22 protein-coding genes are annotated in these 22181 nt (G+C 58.7%); 11 read left to right on the plus strand and 11 right to left on the minus strand.

From position 1 onward, the window contains the following. The first annotated feature begins 94 nt into the window (after positions 1 to 94). From C5F52_RS12795 to C5F52_RS12810, 4 genes are all read left to right on the plus strand, one after another. On the plus strand, positions 95 to 2122 hold the full coding sequence (locus C5F52_RS12795; RefSeq protein WP_104798745.1) for a response regulator: 2028 nt from the start codon (positions 95 to 97) through the stop codon (positions 2120 to 2122). Between the two features lie 12 nt (positions 2123 to 2134). Next, positions 2135 to 2851: a tRNA-uridine aminocarboxypropyltransferase gene (locus C5F52_RS12800; protein WP_104798746.1), complete on the plus strand. Its 717-nt coding sequence runs from the start codon at positions 2135 to 2137 to the stop codon at positions 2849 to 2851. Positions 2852 to 2915: 64 nt separating this feature from the next. Further along, positions 2916 to 3848 carry a ribosome biogenesis GTPase YlqF gene (gene ylqF, locus C5F52_RS12805; protein ID WP_104798747.1) on the plus strand — a complete coding sequence of 311 codons (933 nt, stop codon included), beginning with the start codon at positions 2916 to 2918 and terminating at the stop codon, positions 3846 to 3848. 130 nt (positions 3849 to 3978) lie between these two features. Next, complete coding sequence (locus C5F52_RS12810; protein WP_104798748.1) at positions 3979 to 4902, plus strand: alpha/beta hydrolase; 924 nt, start codon at positions 3979 to 3981, stop codon at positions 4900 to 4902. Here the strand turns inward: C5F52_RS12810 and C5F52_RS12815 are convergent. Continuing rightward, positions 4893 to 5777, minus strand: a complete 885-nt coding sequence (locus C5F52_RS12815) for a LysR substrate-binding domain-containing protein (protein WP_146100081.1) — start codon at positions 5775 to 5777, stop codon at positions 4893 to 4895. The genes C5F52_RS12810 and C5F52_RS12815 overlap by 10 nt on opposite strands. 121 nt (positions 5778 to 5898) lie before the next feature. Here C5F52_RS12815 and C5F52_RS12820 point away from each other — a divergent pair, with 121 nt between their 5' ends. From C5F52_RS12820 to C5F52_RS12840, 5 genes are read left to right on the plus strand one after another with little or no spacing between them, the layout of a single operon-like run. Next, positions 5899 to 6888 (plus strand): tripartite tricarboxylate transporter substrate binding protein, encoded by a 990-nt coding sequence (locus tag C5F52_RS12820; protein WP_161499698.1) that lies wholly within the window; start codon positions 5899 to 5901, stop codon positions 6886 to 6888. 29 nt (positions 6889 to 6917) lie between these two features. Further along, a complete protein-coding gene (locus C5F52_RS12825) occupies positions 6918 to 7787 on the plus strand; it encodes a fumarylacetoacetate hydrolase family protein (RefSeq protein ID WP_104798750.1) in 870 nt (289 codons plus the stop codon). A 32-nt stretch (positions 7788 to 7819) separates the two neighbouring features. After that, positions 7820 to 8677 carry a dioxygenase gene (locus C5F52_RS12830; RefSeq protein ID WP_104798751.1) on the plus strand — a complete coding sequence of 286 codons (858 nt, stop codon included), beginning with the start codon at positions 7820 to 7822 and terminating at the stop codon, positions 8675 to 8677. A gap of 50 nt (positions 8678 to 8727) precedes the next feature. Continuing rightward, entirely contained in the window at positions 8728 to 10383 is a 1656-nt protein-coding gene (locus tag C5F52_RS12835; protein WP_104798752.1) for an FAD-dependent oxidoreductase, read from the plus strand. Between the two features lie 54 nt (positions 10384 to 10437). After that, positions 10438 to 11040: a 3'-5' exonuclease gene (locus C5F52_RS12840; protein WP_104798753.1), complete on the plus strand. Its 603-nt coding sequence runs from the start codon at positions 10438 to 10440 to the stop codon at positions 11038 to 11040. A gap of 46 nt (positions 11041 to 11086) precedes the next feature. On the opposite strand, the gene C5F52_RS12845 is transcribed toward C5F52_RS12840, so the two are convergent. The 8 genes from C5F52_RS12845 to C5F52_RS12875 form a co-directional block, all read right to left on the minus strand. Continuing rightward, the gene (locus tag C5F52_RS12845) at positions 11087 to 12271 is read right to left on the minus strand and encodes an MFS transporter (RefSeq protein ID WP_236657853.1); all 1185 of its coding nucleotides are present in this window, start codon (positions 12269 to 12271) and stop codon (positions 11087 to 11089) included. Continuing rightward, on the minus strand, positions 12268 to 13257 hold the full coding sequence (locus C5F52_RS12850) for a tripartite tricarboxylate transporter substrate-binding protein (protein ID WP_104798754.1): 990 nt from the start codon (positions 13255 to 13257) through the stop codon (positions 12268 to 12270). The genes C5F52_RS12845 and C5F52_RS12850 overlap by 4 nt, the downstream gene beginning before the upstream one ends. A 35-nt stretch (positions 13258 to 13292) precedes the next feature. Further along, a complete protein-coding gene (locus tag C5F52_RS12855; RefSeq protein WP_104798755.1) occupies positions 13293 to 13883 on the minus strand; it encodes a carboxymuconolactone decarboxylase family protein in 591 nt (196 codons plus the stop codon). Positions 13884 to 13984: 101 nt separating this feature from the next. Beyond that, positions 13985 to 14128 carry a hypothetical protein gene (locus tag C5F52_RS30225; protein ID WP_236657854.1) on the minus strand — a complete coding sequence of 48 codons (144 nt, stop codon included), beginning with the start codon at positions 14126 to 14128 and terminating at the stop codon, positions 13985 to 13987. Positions 14129 to 14241: 113 nt separating this feature from the next. Then, positions 14242 to 14481, minus strand: a complete 240-nt coding sequence (locus tag C5F52_RS30230; RefSeq protein ID WP_236657859.1) for an SUMF1/EgtB/PvdO family nonheme iron enzyme — start codon at positions 14479 to 14481, stop codon at positions 14242 to 14244. A gap of 16 nt (positions 14482 to 14497) precedes the next feature. Continuing rightward, positions 14498 to 15100 (minus strand): carboxymuconolactone decarboxylase family protein, encoded by a 603-nt coding sequence (locus C5F52_RS12865; RefSeq protein ID WP_146100082.1) that lies wholly within the window; start codon positions 15098 to 15100, stop codon positions 14498 to 14500. Further along, positions 15100 to 15924 carry a TauD/TfdA family dioxygenase gene (locus C5F52_RS12870; protein WP_104798757.1) on the minus strand — a complete coding sequence of 275 codons (825 nt, stop codon included), beginning with the start codon at positions 15922 to 15924 and terminating at the stop codon, positions 15100 to 15102. Before C5F52_RS12870 ends, C5F52_RS12865 begins: the two co-directional genes overlap by 1 nt. A gap of 25 nt (positions 15925 to 15949) precedes the next feature. Further along, on the minus strand, positions 15950 to 16951 hold the full coding sequence (locus C5F52_RS12875; RefSeq protein ID WP_236657855.1) for a tripartite tricarboxylate transporter substrate binding protein: 1002 nt from the start codon (positions 16949 to 16951) through the stop codon (positions 15950 to 15952). A 111-nt stretch (positions 16952 to 17062) separates the two neighbouring features. On the opposite strand from C5F52_RS12875, the gene C5F52_RS12880 reads away from it, so the two are divergent. Next, a complete protein-coding gene (locus tag C5F52_RS12880; protein WP_104798758.1) occupies positions 17063 to 18295 on the plus strand; it encodes an MFS transporter in 1233 nt (410 codons plus the stop codon). An 87-nt stretch (positions 18296 to 18382) separates the two neighbouring features. Continuing rightward, the gene (locus C5F52_RS12885; RefSeq protein WP_104798780.1) at positions 18383 to 19282 is read left to right on the plus strand and encodes a hypothetical protein; all 900 of its coding nucleotides are present in this window, start codon (positions 18383 to 18385) and stop codon (positions 19280 to 19282) included. 52 nt (positions 19283 to 19334) lie between these two features. On the opposite strand, the gene C5F52_RS12890 is transcribed toward C5F52_RS12885, so the two are convergent. Both C5F52_RS12890 and C5F52_RS12895 read right to left on the minus strand, forming a co-directional pair. Then, entirely contained in the window at positions 19335 to 21854 is a 2520-nt protein-coding gene (locus C5F52_RS12890; RefSeq protein WP_255416364.1) for a type I restriction endonuclease subunit R, read from the minus strand. A 38-nt stretch (positions 21855 to 21892) separates the two neighbouring features. Continuing rightward, positions 21893 to 22181: transposase (locus C5F52_RS12895; protein WP_146100083.1), on the minus strand; the 289-nt coding region annotated here is incomplete at its 5' end.

The raw sequence follows: 22181 nt of genomic DNA on the forward strand, positions 1-22181 counted from the left end.
ATTCTAGAGCGCAGCTTGTGCACCTCTTGAGTGCCAAGCGGGATTGATTTCACATCCTCGGTATGATCCAAAAGTAAATAAAAGGTAATAAGCAATGCTTCGTATTGGCCGTTTCTTCACCATGACACCTCAAGGCTTGTTGCGCTGGCCCATGCAGTGGTTAGGTGCCATCTTGATCGCCGTTTGCTGTTGGATTGTTTTTTATACGTATGCGTCTAGCGAACGAATGGTGTACCAGTACGCCGTTGAAAGTGCGCAAGCGCACGCCGACTCCATCACCCAGTTTCGCAACTTTTACGCCCAAGAGTTGGTGCCTCGGGCCGTCAAGGGCGGCATGTCCATCACCCACGACTACAAAAATCGTGACAACGCGTTGCCTTTACCCGCCACGCTCACGATTGATTTTGGCCATTACTTGTCGGTGGTGGATGGCGGCACACAAGTGCGCTTGTACAGCGACAAGCCTTTTCCTTGGCGAGAAAAAGACCGCCAGCTGGACGATTTCCAACGCCAAGCGCTCAAACATCTCAAATCAGATCCCAACACCCCTTTCGCGCGCGAAGAAGTGATGAACGGTGTGCGTGTGTTGCGGTTTGCCCAAGCCGACCGGATGCTGACCAACTGCGTCGCCTGCCACAACAGCTACGCCGACTCGCCTTACACCGAATGGAAGGTCGGTGATGTGCGTGGTGCGCTCGAAATCATCTTGCCGGTGTCTGAATGGCAACTCGCCAGCACGGGGGTGCTGAACCGCACCTTCACGGTGTTGGTGGCCGTGCTGTTCTTTGGCTTGTTGCTGGTCTGGCTGTCGGTGCAACGCATTCGCGTGGCGTTGCAAACGTCACGTCAGTTGTCTCAAGAACGCCAAATCGCCATCCAACAGCTGAACCAAGAAATGGTGGAACGCGCACAAGCAGAGCAGCAATTGGTGGTGGCCAAAGACAAGGCCGAACAAGCCAACCGACTGCGCGGTGAGTTTTTGGCCAATATGAGCCATGAAATTCGCACCCCCATGAACGGCATCGTGGGCATGACCGAGCTGGCGCTGGAGTTGTCAGCGTCTGACGCGCAAAAGGAATATCTGACTTTGGCCAAAGACTCAGCCAATCATTTGCTGCAAATCATCAATGAAATTTTGGACTTCTCCAAAATCGAAGCCAATGCCCTAGAGCTCATGCCCGTCGAGCTTTGCCCTGCGCAATTGATTCGACACACCGCCCGCTCTTTGGAGCAACTCGCGCGTGCCAAAGGCATTGAACTCCACTTGAAAGCTGACCCAAGCCTGCCAGACTTGGTCTGGATGGACCCCGTGCGCATGCGTCAAGTTCTCACCAACTTGATTGGCAACGCCATCAAGTTCACCAACAAAGGCTCGGTGACGGTCACCACACAGGTGGATCACGAAATACTTGAAGAAAAATCTTGGTTGCGCATCACCATCGAAGACACGGGCATTGGGTTTGACCCCGCACGCACCCAAGCCTTGTTCAGCCCCTTCACCCAAGCCGATGGCTCGGTCACCCGCTCTTTCGGCGGCACGGGCTTGGGCCTGGCCATCACGCGCAGTTTGTTGCAACTCATGGGGGGCGACATCACGGCCCAAGGTCGCCCAGGCCTTGGCGCCACCTTTGTGGCGAGCATGCCGCTGCATGTGGTCACGCACAGCGCAGAAGTCGCGCTGGCAGGTCTTGCCAAGCCCAACACCCCCATGCCATCGCCCACCACACCGGCCTTGTCGGTGCTGCTGGTTGAAGACCATGAAATCAACCGCAAGCTGGCAGAAATTTTGTTGAAACGCATGGGTTGCCGCTACCAAACGGCCAATGACGGCGTCCAAGCCTTGGCCCGTTTGGCACAAGAGCAGTTTGATGTGGTCTTGATGGATGTGATGATGCCCGAGATGGATGGCCTCACCGCCCTCAGCCATCTGCGGCAAGAGGAAGCGAACACCGGCAGACACACGAACGTGTTGATGGTCACCGCACACGCGATCACTGGGGACCGAGAACGATTTTTGGCAGCGGGCGCAGACGGCTACGTCTCCAAACCCATGTCGCAAGCCGCGCTACAAAGCGAAATCGACCGCGTGCTGACGCTGAATGCAACGCACAAAACGTCGTAAGCTTTGGGCACCATGCCCCACGCCGTCAGCCGCCTCCGCTCCGCCCGTCTCGCCCGCAGCGCCAAACCTTTTTTAGCCCGAGGCGGCCCAAAAGGTCTGCGCTGTGCGGGCTGCAGACTCATCCCCAGCCATTGCATGTGCGCTCTGCGCCCCGATGTGCCTACCCGCGCGGGCATGTGCTTGCTCATGGCCGACATCGAGCCCCTGAAGCCCAGCAACACCGGCTGGCTGATTGCCGATGTGGTGGCCGACACCTTCGCCTTTGGCTGGGCGCGCACCGAAGTCGACCCTGCCCTGCTGGCGCTGTTGAGCGACCCGCAATGGCAACCCTACGTGGTGTTTCCCGCTGCGTTTGCCCATGCCGAGCGCGTGGTGCATCAAGTGCCGCACGACACATTGAAGCGCCCGCTTTTCATCTTGCTCGACGGCACATGGGACGAAGCACGCAAGATGTTTCGCAAAAGCCCCTACCTCGACCGCTTTCCCGTGCTCAGCCTGCACCCCGACCAACTCTCGCGCTATCAGCTGCGCCGCTCACAAACCGAAGCGCACTTTTGCACGGCAGAAGTGGGGGCCATGTGTCTGGACTTGGCCCATGACACCCAAGCCTCGCAAACGCTAGACGCCTACCTCGACGTCTACACCACGCGCTACCTCCAAGCCAAGCAGCAAAAGCCCGTGGATTTGACGGATGCAGTGCACGTCAAGCTACAACAACTGACGCCCTGATTTCAAAACCAGCGGCGTAACCGACAATCACCCCTTTTCACACCTCGGTCAGCAGCGGCTATTTATGGCGATTCAATGGTTCCCCGGACACATGCACCTCACGCGCAAGGCGATTGGGGAGCGCATCAAAGAGATTGACGTCGTCATCGAAATGCTCGACGCCCGCCTGCCTGGCTCTAGCGCCAACCCGATGTTGGCCGAGCTGATCAAGGGCAAGCCAGCGCTCAAGATTCTGAGCAAGCAAGACTTGGCCGACCCCGCTCGCACCGCGCAGTGGCTGGCCCACTACAACGCCATGCCCGGCGTGCGCGCCATCGGCCTAGACACCAGCATGACCTCGCCCGCCAAAGCGCTGATTGACGCCTGCCAGCAACTCGCGCCCAACCGTGGCGGTATGGTCAAACCCATGCGCGTGTTGATTTGCGGCATTCCCAACGTGGGCAAATCCACCCTCATCAACACCCTCAAAGGCAAACGCGCCGCCAAAACGGGCGACGAAGCGGGTGTGACCAAAACCGAGCAACGCATCGCCTTGGCCGATGACTTTTACCTCTACGACACGCCCGGTGTGTTGTGGCCCCGCATCATCGTCGAGCAAAGTGGCTTCAACTTGGCCGCCAGCGGCGCGATTGGCGTGAACGCGTTTGACGAAGAAACCGTGGCGTTGGAGTTGCTCAACTACCTCATTCCCCATTACCCCGACGTGCTGCACCAGCGCTACAACATCGACGACGTGGCAAGCCACACCGACGAAGACATGCTGGAGGCCATTGGCCGCAAACGCGGCGCGGTGCAAAGCGGTGGGCGCATCAACACCACCAAAACCGCCCACATCGTCATCCATGATTTCCGCACAGCAGCGCTAGGCCGCGTCACGCTAGAAACGCCCGAGCAATTTGCGGCATGGCTGGCTGAGGGCAAAAAAGCCGATGCGGAACGGGCGGTGCGCAAAGAGGCGATTGAGAAAAACAAGCCGAAGAAAAAGCCGCGCAAGTAAGCGCAAGTAAGTCAGCGCATCACGTTTTATAGATTAATATTTTTGAAGACAGCATCAAGCGCCGAGGAAATGTGCTTTGAAACCTTCGATCAACTGCTGGTTCCGCAACTTGTCCAAGGTGGACTAACACATGCCCTTTCACGCCAACCAAGGTCCCGCGCCTGAGGTGTTAGCCCAACTGCGCAGCTGGGGCAACCGTGCCAGCATGCCCGAGGTCAAAGCTTTTTACAGCTCACACTTAGCAGGTCAAGACCGCACCGGACTCGAACTCGCCGCCGACCAGCCTTACGGCCCACACCCGCGACAACGGATGGATGTGTACTTTCCCCAAACCCCTGGCAGCAACCGGCCCGTGTTGCTTTTTCTGCATGGCGGTGGCTTCATCCGCGGGGACAAGGCAGACCGAGCCAACGTGGGCTGGTGGGGCGCACGACAAGGCTTTGTGACCGTGCTGGCCAATTACCGGCTCGCGCCCGAGGCGCAATGGCCATCTGGCGCCGAAGATGTGGTGGCCGCTTGCCAGCACTTGCGCGCACTGTGCAGCAGCTTCGGTGGCGACCCGAAAGCCATCGTCTTGGCCGGTGAGTCAGCTGGGGCCGCGCATGTGGCAGCCGCAGTGCTGATCCGGTCTTTTCAGCCCCAGAACTGGCAAATCGCCGGAGCGTTCTTGCTCTCAGGCCCTTACGACGCGCAGCTCGAACACATGGCGCGTGGTCCTCTGGGCATTGACACACCCGACCCGCGCAATGACGCGTATTTCGGCGCCGAGCGGTCGGATTGGGCTGCGGCAAGCATCGTCGAGCGTATGGACGCCGCGCCTTTTCCGATCGTGGTGTGCACGGCTGAACGTGACCTGCCACAAATGCAGGTGCAGGCTGGCGCCCTGTTCTCTCGGCTCGTGACCCGACATGGATTCCAGCCTGACTGGCTCGTGCTACCCGAACACAACCACTTTTCAGCCGCTGCAGCGCTTGGCAGCGAGGACAAAAGTCTGGCCAGGCCGTTGACTGAATTCGTCACATCGTGCGCTGCACGAAGCGCGGTTCAGGCATAGCGCTTGAGCAAATCGCTCAGGTGTTCAGCGGCCGGTGTCAGCGGGAGGTCGGCTCTTCGCAAAAACACAATCGGTGGCGCTGTGAGGCGTTCACGCACCGGAATCACCTGCAGCGCATGCTGCGTCAGTGCAAATTCGGCCCACTGGCGTGGCAACATGGTCAGCAAGTCCGAGTGCGCCAACGCCACCAGCAACGACATGGCCGAATTCGCCTGCAACCGAATCTGAGGCAGCCCCAGCTTGAAGCGTGAAAAGACCTCATTGAGATCTTCCGCCGCAATCACATCCAACGACGGCGTGGCCCAGTCAGCCATGCTCAGCTCCTTCAAGGACCGCGCAGCCGCTAGCGGGTGCCCTTTGCGCCCCACCACGATGCGCGTATTTTCAAAAAGCGTCTCTGCGATCAAGCCAGGGGCGGGCGCGGCTTGCGAGGCTGCACCCATATAAAAATCGATGGTCCCATTGCGCAGGCCCGGCTCAATCGCTGGGTACAGCCCCTCAATGATCTTGAGTGTCACGCCAGGATAGCGGCGCCGAAAAGGGCCCAGTGCGCCGGGCAGCATGCCTAGGTGGGGCATGATGGACAAGCCCGCCACCACGGTACCCAGCGCCCCACCCTGCGCCTGTGCCATTTCTTCATCGGCCCGCCTGAGCTCATTCATGGCCGAACTGGCACGCTGGTAAAAAAGCCGCCCCATCGGGGTCAACACCATGCCACGGGCCTCGCGCTCAAACATGGGATGCCCCAGCTCATGCTCCAAATTTCGGATGCTGCGGGTCAGGCCTGACTGCGCCACATCCAAATACCGAGCCGCGCCACGCAAACTACCGCGCTCCACGATGGCCACGAGATCACGCAATTGGTTGAGTTTCATCAAAGTGTTCTATTTTTGTGAACAGAGAACATATTTTGCCCTCTCTTTGAGAACCCCAAGACGCTCTAGACTCCGCACAAGATCGCTTCATCTAAGCGGCACCCACCCCATGGAGACACACATGAAATTTAGCCCTCGCCACGGCCTGAGCCGTCGCTTCCTAGGCGCTGTCGCGCTCGCTGCCTTGACCACGCTGAATACGGGGGCCATGGCCCAAAGTTGGCCCAACAAACCTGTCAAATTGATCGTTCCGGCGGGCGCGGGTGCCGCGCCTGATGTGATCGCCCGCCTCTTGGGCGAACGCTTGAGTCAAGCTTGGGGACAAGGCGTGGTGGTGGAGAACCGACCCGGCGCGGGTGGCATCCCCGGCATGTCGGCGTTGGCGCGCTCGCCCAATGACGGCTACACCCTCGGCTTCGTGCCGGCTGCGATGGGCACCATCACACCGCTGGTTTACAAAAACCCACAGTTCAACCCAGACACCGACCTCACATCCGTCGCCACCATCGGCACCAGCCCGCTGGTGTTGGTGGCCAATGCATCCTCGGGCCTCAACAACCTGCAAGATCTGGCACGCTTTGCCCGCGCCAACTCCGGCAAGGCCAACTTTGCCGCGCCACAGCCGAATTCGCTGCCGCACTTGGCCGGTGAAATGGTGAACAAAGCCGGCAACATGGGCATGACCGCGGTGCCGTACCAAGCCCCTCCTGCGGCGCTGGCGGGCCTGTTGGGCGGAGACGTCTTGATGACCACCGATGGCATTCCTGGCCTGATTGGCCAAATCAAGAGCGGTCGACTCAAGGCCTTGGCGGTCACGTCCGCGCAGCGCCTGCCGGGCTTAGACATTCCGACCGTGGCTGAGACCTACCCCGGTTTTGAGGCCATTGGCTGGTTCCAGATCATCGTGCCAGCGGGCACCCCCGCTGCGGTCATCGACAAGATCAATGCCGACGTCAACCGCATCATCAACGCCCCTGACATGGTGGCTCGCCTGAACGACATGGGCGTCTATCCCCGCGTCGATTCCCCGGCTGTGGCGCGTGAATTTTTTGCGTCACAACAACGGGCCATGAAGAAGCTGGTCACCGACCTCGCGATTCAGCCGCAGTAAGTTATCTTTTCTATTCCAAGACATTCACCATGAAACTCATCAGCTACACGCACGACAACGCCACACGCTACGGGGTCTTGTTGGACCAAGGCGTGGTCGACATGCGCCACTGCATGGACAACGCGCCCGCCAGCATCAACGACTTCTTTGCCCAAGCCAGCGGCAACGCGCCACTGATGGCCAGCATTGCCCAGCGCGCAGCCAGCGCCACGGCCACGCCGCTGGACCAAGTCAGTTTGTTGCCCTGCGTGCCCCGTCCCAGCAAGATCATTTGCTTGGGCGTGAACTACCACGACCACGCGGCCGAAGGCGGCAACAAGGTGGCCGACTACCCGACCATCTTTTTCCGGGGCCCGTCCTCGCTGCTGGCGCATGGCGGCACCATCCCAATCCCACCCATCTCCACCTCGCTGGATTACGAGGCTGAACTGGCCTTGGTGATTGGCAAGACCACGCGCAACGTGAGCGAGGCCGAAGCGCTCGACTCAGTGTTTGCCTACGCCTGCTTCAACGACGCGACCTTCCGCGACTACCAGCGCAAAACCACCCAATGGACCGTAGGCAAGAACTTTGACCAAACCGGCGGCTTTGGCCCCCACTTGGTCACCGCCGACGAATTGCCGCGCGGCTGCGTGGGCCTGCACATCGAGTCGCGCCTGAATGGCCAAGTCATGCAAAGCGCCAGCACCACAGACATGGTGTTCCATGTGGCCCCCACGATTGCCATGATGTCGGCCTGCATGACGCTGGAGCCCGGCGACGTGATCGTCATGGGCACGCCCGCCGGCGTGGGCTACGCGCGCAAGCCGCCCGTGTGGATGAAGCCTGGCGACACGATTGAGATCGACATCGAAGGCGTTGGCATTTTGCGCAACCCAATCGGCCTGATGGCCAACTGATCGCGGCTTGATCGCAGCCTGAGCACAGCACCATGAAAAACATCACCCGAGACAACCTGACGGACACCGTCAAAAGCAGCTTTGCCCACATCGACGATGAGCGACTCAAGCACTTGGTGAACCGCCTCGCGCACCACCTGCACGCCTTTGCCACCGAGACTCAGCTGACCCACGAAGAATGGCGCGACGGCATTGCCTTTTTGCACCGCGCCGCCGACATCAGCAGCCCCTCGCGCAGCGAGTTCACCCTGATGTCCGATGTGCTGGGCCTGTCTTCGCTGGTGGACCTGCTGGCCGCTCGACCTGGGGCCACCGAAGGCAGCGTGCTGGGCCCCTTCCACACCCGAGGCTCGCCTTGGATGGACAACGGCAGTAACCTGATCAAAGGCAACGTGGGCGACCCGGTGCTGATCCGCGGGCGCGTGACGGACATCCACGGTCAAGCACTGCCCGAAGCCACCCTCGACTTCTGGCAAAACGCCGACAACGGCATGTACTGGCAAATGGACGACAGCCAGCCGCAGGACAACCTGCGCTGCCAACTCAAGGTGCAAGCCGACGGCAGCTTCGAGCTGGCCAGCATCCGACCTCGCCCCTACCTCGTGCCCACCGACGGGCCAGTGGGCGAACTGCTGCGCGTGTCGCACCGCGATGCCTGGCGTCCAGCCCACTACCACGTCATCGTTGAAGCCCCCGGCTACCGCAGCCTGATCACCGAAGTGTTTGATGCGTCGGACCCGTGGCTCGACAAGGATGCCGTCTTTGGCGTGCGCGCCTCGCTGGTGTGCGACTTCAAAAGCGAGTCTGACCCAGCCACCGCCGCACGGCTGGGGCTGCCCGCGCAGTACTTCGCGATTGACCTGCCGATTCGGCTGGCCCGCGAAGACTGATCCCAAACACGTTTAGACATCTTCTTTTCACCCAACTGCACTGCACGCTCATGGCCCAAACTCTCACAGTCGACGTCCTCATCGCAGGCGGCGGCCCCTGCGGTCTCATGCTGGCCAACGAACTGGGACGGCGCAACATCCGCTGCCTGCTGGTGGATGCCAAACCCGGCACGGCCTTCAACCCGCAAGCCAACGCGACACAAGCGCGGACCATGGAGCATTTCCGGCGTCTGGGCTTTGCCCACGAAATTCGCAGCATGGGCTTGCCGCCCGATCACCCCACCGACATTGCTTACCTCACACGCTTTACAGGCACGGAGCTGGCGCGCTTGCGCCTGCCCACTGCGGCAGCGGCCCCTCAAGCGATCAAAAACATGTCGGGCTCTTGGAGCGCGGCAGAACTGCCGCACCGTGTCTCGCAAAAATACGTCGAAGTCTGCCTGCACCGGCATGCGCAGCAGCAAGCCAGCGTCGACATGCGCTACGGTTGGCAACTCAAGAGCTTCAGCGATCTGGGCACAGGCATTGAAGCGGTGGTGCAAGCGGTCGACGGCGGCGAACCGGTTGCCGTGAAAGCGGCCTACCTGATCGGTGCCGACGGAGCCCGTAGTTTTGTACGCAGCCAGCTGGGCATTGCTTGGGGAGGGGCCACCGGTTTCAAACGCAAATTCATGGGCGGCAAGATGCTGGCCGTGTACCTCAAGGCCCCCGATTTCTACGCCCGCAACCCCAACGACCGCGCATGGATGTACGTGGTGGTCAACCCTGAGCTGCGCGCTTTCATCATGTCGGTCGATGGCGTGAGCGAATTCGCCTTTCACATCCAGATGGCCGATGACGCCGCCACCGAGGCTCTGACCGAAGCCGACGCGCGGCGCTTGTTTGCGCAGGCCTTTGGCCAAAGCATTGACATCGAAATCTTGTCCATGGCCACATGGATGGCAGGTCACGCCTTGGTCGCCGAAGCATTCCAACGCGGACGCGTCTTTTTAGGTGGTGACGCCGCACACCTGTTCACTCCCACCGGAGGCTTGGGCTACAACACGGCGGTCGAGGATGCCGTCAACCTCAGCTGGAAATTGGCCAGCGTGATCAAAGGACAGGCCTCGCCCGCGTTACTCAACAGTTACCAACACGAACGCCACGCACTAGCCGTGCGCAACACCACGTACGCGCGGCAGTTTGCCGACTCGATTGGCTTGTTTGAAGCCGCCCCCGAGCTGGAAGACGACAGCCCACAAGGCACACAAGCCCGCGCGCTGGCCTCGGACTACCTCAATGGCCATGTGCGGCGCGAGTTCAACATCCCCGGCGTGACCTTTGGCGGGCGCTACGACCACAGCCCCGTCATCTGCGGCGACGGCACCACGGCCCCACCCGATGCCGCCAACACCTATATACCTTGCGCCACACCTGGTGGACGCCCGCCCCATGCTTGGCTGCCAGACGGACGCTCGTTGTTTGACACGTTCAACTTTGAGTGGACTCTACTGGTTTTAGGCGCTGAACCCCCTGCCATCCACGCTTTCGAGTTGGCGGCCAAAGCCCAAGGCATCGACCTGAAAGTGGTGCGACACACCAGCAACGACCTGCTGGCGCTGTACGAAGCCCCCTTGACCCTGATTCGGCCTGACCAAATCGTGGCTTGGCGTGGCCACGCTGACACCCATGCGCAGGCCATACTCGCCCAACTGTTGGGGGCATGAAGCTACAGTCCGAGCTCAACACATTGACACAAAAGCACGGACACACCAGCCTTCATGAACACCCGCCACGCTACCCCCGACAAAGACGCCATCGCCCTGCTTGAGCCCTTCGAGCGCCTGGGCCTCGACCGCATCACCCTCGTCAACACCGGACCACAAGCCTGTGCCGCCCACGACGCCTTGGTCGTCGCGCAAGCTTGGGGGTTTGACACCGAATCAAAACCCACGTTCCGTGTGGGCGAATCGTCGGACGGGCCGCATGTGTTGCAGCTCTCCACACGCGAACGCGCGTGGGTGTTTCAGCTGCACGAGCCCGAATGTCGCGCAGTGGCGGCAGATTTGTTGGCACGAAGCGGCATCGCCAAAGCTGGGTTTGGTTTGGGTGATGACCGCAAGCGCATCATCCACAAACTGGGCATTGAGCCCGCTGGCATCTTGGAGCTCAACACCATCTTTCGCGAGCGCGGTTACCGCAAAGACATGGGCGTCAAAGGCGCTGTCGCGGTGCTGTTCAACCAACGTTTTCAGAAATCCAAAAAAGCGGCCACCAGCAACTGGGCCAATGCGCAGTTGAGCGAATCGCAATTGATCTACGCCGCCAACGATGCGTATGCTGCGATTTGCGTATGGGACGCTTTGCAGCAAAGTACGGGCTAACCCGAAATTTGCAGTCACTCGCCGTGACGGCAACGACGCACAAGCCTCACACCTTGCGCTTGCGCTGACTCCAAATCAACACGCAACCGCACACAGAAGCCACCACCACCAAAGCCGTGAAGCCCGCGCGATAGGTACCGAACAGTGCCGACAAGGCGCCAAAAACGGGTGGGCCCACCACCACGCCAAAGAAAGTGAACACCAAGGTGCCACCGGTGGCCACGCTGGCCATGCCTTCGGGTGCACGTTTGGCCACTTCAGCCAAGTACACACCGTTCCAACCAATGGCCGATGCGCCAAAGGTGAGCAAAATAAAAATCACCCAAGACTTCGGGCTGTCGTGCGTCAAGGTGGTCGTGGCCAACGCGCCCAGCGCCATCATGGCCGCCAAAATCAAGAGCATGCGACTGGCACCTAGCCAACGATCCGCCACATAGCCCCACACAATGCGTCCCGCCATGCCGCCAAACTGCGTGACCGACAAGGCCAAGCCCGCGGCGACCAAACCGTAGGCCAAATCGTCGTGCAAAAAGGTGACGAGGTAGGTGGTGAGCGAGAGTTGCACCATCGAGAACATGAACGAACACGCCGCCATGCTGGCCAACGCACGGTGCGCCAACACCAAACGAATGGGCTGTATCCAACTGCCCCCGTGCATGGGTAAAGTGGGTTGACGATCGTGGTCAAGGTCGTTGCGCAAGGGTTGTGAGACGGCGGCGCAAATCACACACACGCTCGCCACCACCGCCATGCAAACTTGCCAAGGCAAACCCAGCAGCAGCGTGGGCACAATCGCGCCCGCCAACAAGCTCCCCAAAGGCACGCCGGTTTGTTTGAGCGAAAAGACCAACGACATTTGGTGCTTGGGCGTGGTGCGCGCGAGCAAGTGCGAACTCGCAGGCGTGATCGGTCCGTAACCCAAGCCAATGCAAAACGCCCCCACGGCGGTGGCCACCAACCAAGGCATGGCGCAGAGCATTAAGCCCAAAGCGCACAGCATCAAACCGACTTGGCTGACGCGAATGGCCCCCAAGCGTTTGACAGCGGCGCCGCCCATCAAACTCGACACCATCGCACCGGCATAGGTGATGGCCACGTACACGCCCACCAAAGCGGGCGAGACCTGCAAGTCTTTGGCGATCACCGGCGCCATGACGGGCAAGGTCAACAGAGCCATCGACACCATGGCCTGAATCACCAGCGTCAGCAGTAGCGCAAGCCAGTTGCTCAATTGGGTTTCACACCCGCTTTGGTGAGCAAGGGGACGAGGGTGTCCATCTCGTTTTTCAGATGCGCACGCAAAGCCTCAGGGCGCGCCTGATCGGTCGTGACCGCTGAAATACCCATGGCCTCTAAACGCTGTCGAACTTCCGGATCAGCGACCGACTTTTGCAAAGCAGCCGTCAGTTGCTCGAGCACAGGTTTGGGTGTGCCTTTCGGGGCATACAAACTGAACGAAATATTGATGTCCAAGCCCTGCACACCCGCTTCGACGATGGCAGGGACATCAGGCAAACCCGGTAAGCGCGACTTGCCAGCGGCTGCGTAAGCCTTGATTTTTCCAGCCTTGACCGACGGCACGGTGCCTGAAGTTTGGTCGCACAACACATCAACTTGTCCCCCCATCAAATCGGTCAGTGCTGGGCCTGTGCCTTTGTAGGGAATGTCGTTCATCTGCACGTTCAAAGCGCTTTGCATCATCAAACCGCACAGGTGAGAGGCGGACCCAACGCCCGCATGGGCCAAGCTGATCTTGGAAGCATTCGCTTTGACATAGCCCACAAACTCGTTCAAGTCTTTGGCTGGAAAGTCGTTGCGAGTGACGATCACCATGGGGCCACTGGTGGCTCGGCCAATGGGCTCAAAATCATCCACGGGGTGATACGACAAGGTCTTGAACATCGCCTGACTGGTGGCATGGCTGACGTGGATCATCAGTAAGTTGTAACCATCGGGCTTGGCGCGTGCGATTTTGGCCGAGCCGATGGTGCCTGATGCGCCTGCCGTGTTTTCCACCACGATCTGTTGGCCCAGTTGCTTTTGCATGGCCCCCGCAAACACGCGGGTGATGGTGTCGCCCGGGCCTCCGGGCGCATACGGCATCATCATGGTGATGGGTCGGTTAGGAAAATCTTGACCCACAGCCTGCAGGCTAAAAAATGCGGCTGCAAAAGGCAAAGCAAGCGCGAGCCATGAGCGACGAAGGGAAGTGTTCATGAAAGTCTCCTTAATTTTTAAAAACTCAGCAACTATCAAGCAAGCAAACGTTGACGAATGTCCACAGGGTCCAGCACTTCAAGCGGCAGTACGCCGCCGTTGGGAATGCCGACCTGTGTGGCGTTCAAGAGCATGGACACCATGACGTAAGTGCCAGACAACACGGTCAAGTCAATCACAGCCTGCTCACCCATGTGGTCCACAGCCTCTTGCCAAAGCGCATCTGGCACACGGTGGTTGAGGGACAGTTGCACACAGTAGTCGTACACCAGTCGCTCATCGGCTTGCATGGTGGTCGGGCGGCGACATTGCTGCAAATCGCGCATCACCGCGTCTGACAAACCAGCTTTTCGGCCGATGATTTCATGCGCCCACCACTCGTACTGAGCATTGGAAATGCGCGCTTGAATCAGAATCGCAAACTCGTTCAAACGTTTGTTGACCGATGTTTTGAAGCGCAGGTAATCTAAAAAATCAAAGCAACGCCGGGCCATGTCGGGGCTGCGCAGCAAGGCGTTGTAGGGGCCGCCCAACGCGGCACTAGAGACCTTCAAGATGTCGTCAGCCAGCGGCCGCACGGCATCGGGCAACTCTGCGTAGGTGATCTGGGATAAGCGTTCGGTCATGGGTTTTCCAACGTTTAAAAATAGAAGCATCAACTCGGCGGATTGTGCAACCCCGTTCTGCGTGGCGCGACTTGGCTGTGTCGCCAAGGCTTCATGAAAGCTCAACGCTCATACGCGCAGCGAAACCCGATGTACACCGCATCAAAGTCTGCGGGTTTGAATGCTTGCACATCGGCCTTCATGTTGAATGCGCCGTACCACCAAGAGCCGCCTACTGTGCGCCGCTCGCGGCCAAGGATCTGCATCGCTGGTGTTGGCCCCCTGTGGGGTGTGGCCGGTGGTCCACGGGTAGGTACGGCCTTTGACCCATGGGTTGGGGGGCGCATCGCGCATTTCGGTAAAACCTGCCTTTTGCCACTCAGCGCCTGTGGGCAAGCGCCCGCCAAGTCCAGCCGGGTCGCCGCTCCCACCCTGCCCCGTATTCGAAACCACCGCCCTCTTTTTCAGCACGGGTGACGCTGCCCGTCGCACGCACATAGCGCTCGAACTGCCCGATGGTGACTTCGGTGCGATCGAGGGCGAAGCCAGGCAAAGCGACGCGATCACTCGCTTGGGCATGGGCGGCGGCCACGAAAAAGCTGGCAATGATTTGGCGCATCAACACCTTGCGCTAACTAAGTGAGAGTTTGCAGTTCGGCATGCGCACCTTCGGGCAACGGGTAGCCATCGACATTCAGTGACATGCAGACCAAGGTGTAGTAGCTCATGGTGGCCATCAAATCCACCACACCACGCTCACCAAAATGACTGACGGCTTCGGCATACGTGGCATCGCTCACCTGCTTGTGGCGCAGTAATTCGCTGCAAAAACGATGCACCACGCGCACCTCGGGCAGCAGGTCTTCAGGCGCTGATTGACCGGTGGCAATGGCTTGTATCAAGGCCGTCGACAAGCCCGCCTCTTCGGCGATGCGACGGTGCGCCCACCACACAAACTGCGCCGTCCAGTCGCGCGCCACCATCAAAATGGCCAGCTCATTCAAGGCCAAAGGCAGCGACGAGTTGAAGCGCGTTTGCGCACCAAACTGCTGCGCCAATTGGCCCACTTCAGGACTGCGCAACAGCACGTTGTATGGGCCTTGCATGGAGCCACGTTTGCCATCCAAAACGGCACGCGTCATCGCTTGCTGCTCAGCGGTCATGGCCTGCCATGTCAGGGGCTGGAAGCGGTTGCCCCGCATCTCAAAGTCGGGCTGTGGCTGCATGTTCATAGGCATCAAACGGGCTTGTCGCCTTTGAGCGTGATGCGGTGCAAGACACGACGGAAGCCGTGGTAGTCGTTGATGGGGTTGTGCTGCGCACAGCGGTTGTCCCAAAACGTCAAGGTGTCGGGCTCCCAAGCCCAGCGGCAGGTGAACTCAGGCTTGACTTGGTGCTGGAACAAAAAGTTCAACAAGGGCGTACTTTCTTGCTCCGTCAAACCCTCAATGCCCGCGGTGTGCGCGATGTTCACGTACAAGGCTTTGCGACCTGTTTCGGGGTGGGTGCGCACCACCGGATGCTTGCTGCTGAAGTCTTTCGGGGTCGAGGATTTGCCGTCGGTTTTGAGGCGGTCTTCGCGCGTTTTCGACACGTCGGCTTTGGCCGAGGTGCTGATGCCCTGCAGCCCTTCAAGCAGGCGCTGCATGGTGTCCGACAAGGCTTCATAAGCGGCGTACTGGCTGGCAAACAAGGTGTCGCCGCCGTAAGGAGGAATCTCTTTGGCCAGCAACATCGAGCCCATGGGCGGCAGGTCGAGGTAGGTGGTGTCGGAGTGCCACACGCCACCGAAGTTCACGGTTTCATGCTCTAGCTTCTTGACCTCGATGATCTGCGGGAAGCCATCCAAGCCTTTGACGAAGGGGTACTCCACAGGCTCGCCCATGGCGTTGGCAAAGTCCATGAACTGCGGAGAACTCAGGAGCTGGTTGCGAAGAAAAATCACCTCGTGCTTCAGAAAAACTTCACGAATTTCTGCCGCCAAATCTGGCGAGATGGATTGGGTCAAATCGACGCCTGAAATTTCTGCACCCAGTGCCCCAGCGATGCGTTTGATCTTCATTGAAATAAATCCTTGTCTGTTCGAATCAATCGGCGGTCGCGCCTGAACTCTTGACCACGGCCGCCCACGTTTTGATGTCGGCGTGCAGCATGGCCTGAAAGTCTTGTGGGCTGGACTCAAAAGGCTCAGCCCCTAACGCGGTGAATTTATCGAGCAGCTCTTTGTCTTCCATGACTTTCTTCACATCCGCATTGATCTGCTTGACCACGGCAGCAGGTGTGCCCTTGGAGGCAAACAAGCCAAACCAAGGGTTGATCACAAAACTCGGAAAGCCCGACTCAGCAATGGTGGGAATGTCTTTGAACGCCGCTGCACGCTTAGAGCCCGTCACCGCCAAGCCTTTGACCGTGCCGCTGCGAATGTGCTGCGCCACCGAAGGCAAGCTGGTGAACACCACTTGGATCTGGCCTGAAATCAAATCGGTCAACGCAGGCGCGGCCCCTTTGTAGGGCACATGCTGCATCTTGGCGCCGCTGGCCGTGTTGAACATTTCGCCCAACAAATGGTTGACCGAGCCATTGCCGGCAGAGCCAAAGGCAATCGGCTTGCCGGCCGAGTAGCTCACCAGCCCTTTGAGGTTGGTCACTGGCACAGCCGCGTTGACCACCGCGATAAAAGGCACGTTGGCCAACGTGGCCACGGCCACAAAATCGGCTTCTGGGTCAAACGGCAGCTTGCTGTAAATGCTAGGGTTGATGGCGTGCGAGCCCACATAAGACATCAACAGCGTGTAGCCATCGCCCAGTGCTTTGGCCACCACATCCATGCCGATGTTGCCGCCTGCTCCTGCGCGGTTTTCCACCACCACAGGTTGGCCCCATTTTTCAGACAACTTTTGCCCCACCATGCGGGCCAGTGCATCGGACGCGCCGCCGGGTGTTTGCGGCACGACGATGCGGACGGGTTTGCTCGGAAAAGTTGATGGCGCCGTTTGCGCCAGCGCAGACTGAGCGCCCAACACTGCCAAAGCTAAACCCAACACACACTGCACACGCAGGCGTTTCTCAAGGCGAAAACTAAAAGTCATGGTGCGTCTCTCTATGTTTAAAAAGTCCATAAATTCTGGCACGCCATAGGCGTCACCCCAGTCTTTCACATGACAGCCAAACGGCACATTCAAGGCCAAGATAATGCCCACATGCACTTGCACCGCCACCCACTTCTGAAAGCGCTTTTCTCAAAAGCACCCGCGCTGGGGCCTTTCAGTTTTTGGTTGTCATTGCCGCAGCTCATCACTTGGGGCAGCGTGTTTTACACCTTCTCGTTGCTCATGACGCCGCTGGAAGCTGAGCTGGGCATGAGCCGCGCCGAGTCGTCCTTGGCCTTCAGTTTGGCGTTGCTGGCCGAGGGTCTGATGGCTTACCAAGTGGGGCGTTGGATCGATGCGGGCCACGAGCGGGCGGTGATGACCTTGGGCTCAGTGTGGGTGGGGCTGGGCTTGTTGGGCCACAGCTGGGTGCAGTCGGTCGGTGGTTTTTATGCCGCGTGGATCTGGCTAGGTTTGGGGCTGGCGGCCACCTTGTACAGCCCCGCCTTTGCGGTGGTGACACGGCGCTTTCCGCAAGACTTTCGCCGCGCCATCATCACCCTGACTTTTTTAGGTGGGCTGGCCAGCACCGTGTTTATTCCGCTCACCAGCTGGTGGATTGACCTGTGGGGTTGGCGTCAAGCCATGTGGGCGTTGGCGGCTTTGCAGCTGCTGGTGTGCGCACCTTTGCATGCGCGGCTGTTGCGCGGCGCAACGCCCAAGCGAGTGCCTAACGAACACGCAGACCACGCCCACACGCGGCCCGTGTCGGTGCGGGCGCATCTGCGGCAATCGCCGTTTTGGTTGCTGGCCGTTTTCATGCTGTTGATGATGGGCGTCACCTCGGCCCTGCCTGCGCACATGATTGCGCTGCTGCAAGAAGCGGGCTTGTCCTCCGCTTGGGTGATTGCCATTCCGGCGGCCATCGGCGTGATTCAAGTGGTGGGCCGCGTGCTGCTGTGGGTGTTTGAGCGCCACTGGGACGTGCACACCGCCAACCGCTGGATACCAGCCCTCATTCCGATGGGCTTGTTGGCCCTGCTGATCGGCGGCCTCAACCCCAGCGCGGCGTTGGTGTTTGTGGTGCTCTTCGGTCTGGGCAATGGCATGAACACCATCGTCAAAGGCACGGCCATGGCCCAATACGTGAGCCGCGCCCATGTGGGGCAACTCAACGGTTTGCTCGGCCTGCCCATCGCCCTCGCCCGCGCTGCTGCACCGCTGGCCATGGGCTTGCTGTGGTCGCCGCAACAGGGCTACGCGCTGGCCTTGCAATGGCTTTTTGCACTGGGCGTGCTCAGCACAGCCGCGTTGTGGTTGGCCCAGCGCAGGGCCTTGCGTTAGCCCGCACACCGCGCAGGGTGCGCCACTTAAAATTGACCCTTGGTTCCAAGCTCGGTGTTCGAGCCCGGCCTCAACTCAAAACCCACCATGTCAGCACCCACGGCCCACAGCGCCACCACACACTCTGAACACGCCAGCTCGGTGCTGGAGTTTGCCAACGCCTTGTGGCGCGTGCGCCGACCCAAGCCCTTTGTGTTGGTCATTGAAGGTGAAGTCGGTCATGAAGGCTCCGAGCCCAGCGACTACCTGCACGACAAACTGCTGTTGCCCGAATGGCGCGAAGCCTTCTACAAGCTAGTCGACGCCACCGGCTTGGTCGTCTGCCTGAATTCGCACACCCAACACCCCACCTACCGCGACGTGCGCGGGCGCTCTAGCAAAGGGCGGCTGAGCCAGGGCGAGTACTACCACCACGACGGCTGCACAGGCCCCGTCAAGCCGCGCTTTGTAGAAATTCGCTGCCCCATCCAGCCGCAAACACGCGGCGTAGCCACCGCTGTAGCGCCCCATCACGATGTGGTCAAAGCCATGGTGCAAATGCTGCCTGCAGAGCTGGCCGCCACATCTGCGCTGGCCACACAAGACATGAGCCCCGAAGCCTTGAGCCAAATGGGCTACGCCGCGCTAGACCACCTGCAAGGCCTCATCACGCGCACCGTGCGCAAGAAGCTCAACGCCGAAGGCGCACGCAGCTACTTCCGCCAAGTCGATGCTGCCGCCAACGCCTACTTTGAACCTTGGGCCTTGGGCGAAAGCCGCTTCATCGCCAACGCCAACAGCCGGCTAACCATGCAACACCGCCGCGCCTACCAAGCCCCACACACCGGCGGCGTGGCCAATGGTCACTTGGTCAAGCGCTGGACGAATGAAGAACTGCTGCTGCCCGGCCAAGTGGTGGACCAAGCTTTGATTGCCGCGCTGTGCAGCGAAGAAGGTGATGAGGTGGATGGGGAGCGGGCTGATGGGTGTTACCTCGGGGTGCATTGAGTGCGGTGAATACGCAACCTAATCACCGCATCGAATGCGGTGATTAGCAAACTCAGACCTGCCCACCCACGCCTTTGAATTTCTCAACAAAGGCAGCGATTTTCTGAAATACGCTTTGCTTTTTAGTGAGATATTGCGGATTAAGTGGGCTCATCTTGGGCAAGATTGCATTGAGCTCCGTGCCATTGTCACTGGCGTACTCACGCTTTAAAGAGTTAGTGATGTAACGCTTGGCCGCTTCTGCATTCAGGCTCTCAGAGCTAATCAGCTCTTGTGCTTCGCGTTGTTGCTCTGCTTGCGCAAAAGCAAAGAAAGCTTCAATCACGCCAGCCTTGTCGCCCATCTTGTCTAAGTCCGACTGGTTGATGAAGTCAACCAGCAAGCTTTCTTTGGCTCGATTACCTAAGCTAGATCGAATCAAACGGCGAACGTCTTCAACCAGCGCCACTTTGTCTTTGACCTTTTTGTTGTTGTCAAAGATCAACCCCAAAATGAAATCGAGGTTGATCTCTTGCGACTTCAGCAGGTCCACCTCAAACACCACATCGTCCCAATCGACGCTGGACTGCTCGGGTTGCTTGCCTTCTCGCTCGCGGCGTAGCCAATCGCGAATATCGTTGTAGGCCGAACGGTAATCCTGAAGCGCCCGCTCGCTAGGGATGTTCACGCCCTGCATGGCAGTCAGCTCGTTGTCTGTCAAACCATGCTGCGCCTTGAAAGTCTCCACCGCTGTTGCATCACGCACGTCCAAGCTTTGCGCGGCGCGCAGGCTGGCAAATTCATCAAAGTTTTGCAGCACATTTTCAATGCGCAAATACTCGCCAAACAGTTTGGCAAAGGCTTTTTTGTCGGCTTCTTTTTCGATGACTGCTGGGTCTGGAAAGCGCTGCTCCAACTCACCCACTACCTCAACGAAGCCGCGTCGCGCCTCACCCGTCACAACGTCGGTGAAGCCTTCCATGTATTCCTTGTAGCTCTTCTCCAGCACCACGTTTTTGGTGTTCTTGTCACCAAACAGAGTGATCGCGTCTACCGTGGCTTTTTCCAAATCTCGGAAAGTCACGATGTTGCCAAAGGTCTTGGTGGCATCAAAAATCCGGTTGGTGCGTGAATAGGCCTGAATCAGGCCGTGATAGCGAAGGTTTTTGTCCACGAACAAGGTGTTGAGCCTTGGCGCATCAAAACCGGTCAGAAACATACCCACCACGATCAGCAAGTCAATTTCACCCGACTTCACCTGCTTGGCCAGGTCTCGGTAATAGTTTTGAAACCCATTACTGTCCACACTGAAGCTGGTCTTAAAGAGCGCGTTGTAATCAGCAATCGCGGCTGTTAAAAACTCTTTGGCGCTGCTGTTCAGGGCCGACACATCCAGGCTCTCGTCTTGAATATCGCCAATGGCTTCTTGCTCTTCATTCGCGGCGAACGAAAAAATGGTGGCTACGCGCAAAGGCTTGTCGCTATCCTTTTGCAGGTCTTTGAGCGTCTCGTAATACAGCTTGGCCGCGTCCACACTGCTCACGGCAAACATGGCGTTAAAGCCCTTGCTGCCCGTTTGCAAGCGATGGGTTTTGCGGCGGAAGTTGTTCAGGATGTACTGCGAAATTTCCTCAATCCGCTTGGGGTGCAGCAAAGCCTGTTTGTTCTCGGCTGCGCTCAGCTTCTTCTCATCCTGCTCCGTTTCAATGGCTTTGAACTGTGGGCGCACGTCGTTGTAGTCCACCTTGAACTTGAGCACCTTCTCATCGCGAATGGCATCGGTAATCACATAGGAATGCAACTCTCGTCCAAACACACTGGCCGTGGTCTCTGCGCCCAAAGCGTTTTGAGGAAAGATCGGCGTACCCGTAAAACCAAACTGATAAAACTTCTTGAACTTTTTCTTCAGGTTCTTCTGCGCTTCGCCAAACTGGCTGCGGTGGCACTCGTCAAAAATAAACACCACCTGCTTGCCGTAAATAGCTAGATCGGCCTCGGTACGCATCAAGTGATTGAGCTTTTGGATGGTGGTGACGATGATCTTGTTATCGTCCTTTTCCAAGTTGCGCTTGAGGCCCGTCGTACTCTCAGAGCCGTTCACGCTGTCGGGTGAAAAGCGCTGGTACTCCTTCATAGTCTGGTAGTCCAAGTCCTTGCGGTCCACCACAAAAAACACCTTGTCCACAAAGTCCAGCTCGGTGGCCAAACGCGCTGCCTTGAAGCTGGTCAGCGTCTTGCCCGATCCGGTGGTGTGCCAAATAAAGCCGCCGCTTTCTGTGGTGCTCCAATTTTTAGCCTGATAGCTGCCACCAATCTTCCACAAAATGCGCTCGGTAGCGGCAATCTGGTAAGGGCGCATGACCAGCAAGGTATCACTCGCATCAAACACCGAATAGTGCAGCAACACCTTCAGCAAAGTCTGCTTCTGAAAAAAGGTAGCCGTGAAATCCTTCAGGTCCTTAATCAAACTGTTGTCCGCCTTCGCCCAGTTCATGGTGAAGTCGTAGCTGTTTTTGTTGCGCTGCGTTGTGTTGGCAAAGTAGCGGCTGTCTGTGCCGTTGGAAATCACAAACAACTGCAAATACTTGAACAGTGGAGGGTGTCCCGAATTTTGTGTAAACGGAGCGAGTGTTAATTCGTCGGCATCCTTCCCTCAAACTGGATCGTAAATCGGTTCAGCACAGGCTTCCAGTTTTGCACCGGCATCGTCCACTTCTTGGCGATGTTGTTCAGCGCCAAATAAAACAGTTTCAACAACGCCTCGTCACTTGGGAACGCTCCACGGTTTTTCGTGATCTTGCGCAAACTCATGTTCACCGATTCGATGGCGTTGGTCGTGTAGATGATGCGCCTGACCTCCGGCGGGTAATCGAAGAACGGGGTGATGCGCTCCCAGTTTCTGCGCCACGATTGCACGATC

The organism is Limnohabitans sp. TS-CS-82, from assembly GCF_002943475.1.

Excerpts from the sequence above, each read along its gene's own strand:
- C5F52_RS12800 (WP_104798746.1), top strand. The coding sequence starts at position 2,135 with ATGCCCCACGCCGTCAGCCGCCTCCGCTCCGCCCGTCTCGCCCGCAGC.
- C5F52_RS12795 (WP_104798745.1), top strand. The coding sequence starts at position 95 with ATGCTTCGTATTGGCCGTTTCTTCACCATGACACCTCAAGGCTTGTTG.
- C5F52_RS12850 (WP_104798754.1), bottom strand. The coding sequence starts at position 13,257 with ATGAACACTTCCCTTCGTCGCTCATGGCTCGCGCTTGCTTTGCCTTTT.
- C5F52_RS12865 (WP_146100082.1), bottom strand. The coding sequence starts at position 15,100 with ATGCCTATGAACATGCAGCCACAGCCCGACTTTGAGATGCGGGGCAAC.
- C5F52_RS12825 (WP_104798750.1), top strand. The coding sequence starts at position 6,918 with ATGAAACTCATCAGCTACACGCACGACAACGCCACACGCTACGGGGTC.
- C5F52_RS30230 (WP_236657859.1), bottom strand. The coding sequence starts at position 14,481 with ATGCGCCAAATCATTGCCAGCTTTTTCGTGGCCGCCGCCCATGCCCAA.
- C5F52_RS12875 (WP_236657855.1), bottom strand. The coding sequence starts at position 16,951 with ATGACTTTTAGTTTTCGCCTTGAGAAACGCCTGCGTGTGCAGTGTGTG.
- C5F52_RS12820 (WP_161499698.1), top strand. The coding sequence starts at position 5,899 with ATGAAATTTAGCCCTCGCCACGGCCTGAGCCGTCGCTTCCTAGGCGCT.
- C5F52_RS12835 (WP_104798752.1), top strand. The coding sequence starts at position 8,728 with ATGGCCCAAACTCTCACAGTCGACGTCCTCATCGCAGGCGGCGGCCCC.
- C5F52_RS12815 (WP_146100081.1), bottom strand. The coding sequence starts at position 5,777 with ATGAAACTCAACCAATTGCGTGATCTCGTGGCCATCGTGGAGCGCGGT.
- C5F52_RS12880 (WP_104798758.1), top strand. The coding sequence starts at position 17,063 with ATGCACTTGCACCGCCACCCACTTCTGAAAGCGCTTTTCTCAAAAGCA.
- ylqF (WP_104798747.1), top strand. The coding sequence starts at position 2,916 with ATGGCGATTCAATGGTTCCCCGGACACATGCACCTCACGCGCAAGGCG.
- C5F52_RS12885 (WP_104798780.1), top strand. The coding sequence starts at position 18,383 with ATGTCAGCACCCACGGCCCACAGCGCCACCACACACTCTGAACACGCC.
- C5F52_RS12830 (WP_104798751.1), top strand. The coding sequence starts at position 7,820 with ATGAAAAACATCACCCGAGACAACCTGACGGACACCGTCAAAAGCAGC.
- C5F52_RS12870 (WP_104798757.1), bottom strand. The coding sequence starts at position 15,924 with ATGAAGATCAAACGCATCGCTGGGGCACTGGGTGCAGAAATTTCAGGC.
- C5F52_RS12840 (WP_104798753.1), top strand. The coding sequence starts at position 10,438 with ATGAACACCCGCCACGCTACCCCCGACAAAGACGCCATCGCCCTGCTT.
- C5F52_RS12855 (WP_104798755.1), bottom strand. The coding sequence starts at position 13,883 with ATGACCGAACGCTTATCCCAGATCACCTACGCAGAGTTGCCCGATGCC.
- C5F52_RS30225 (WP_236657854.1), bottom strand. The coding sequence starts at position 14,128 with ATGCAGATCCTTGGCCGCGAGCGGCGCACAGTAGGCGGCTCTTGGTGG.
- C5F52_RS12810 (WP_104798748.1), top strand. The coding sequence starts at position 3,979 with ATGCCCTTTCACGCCAACCAAGGTCCCGCGCCTGAGGTGTTAGCCCAA.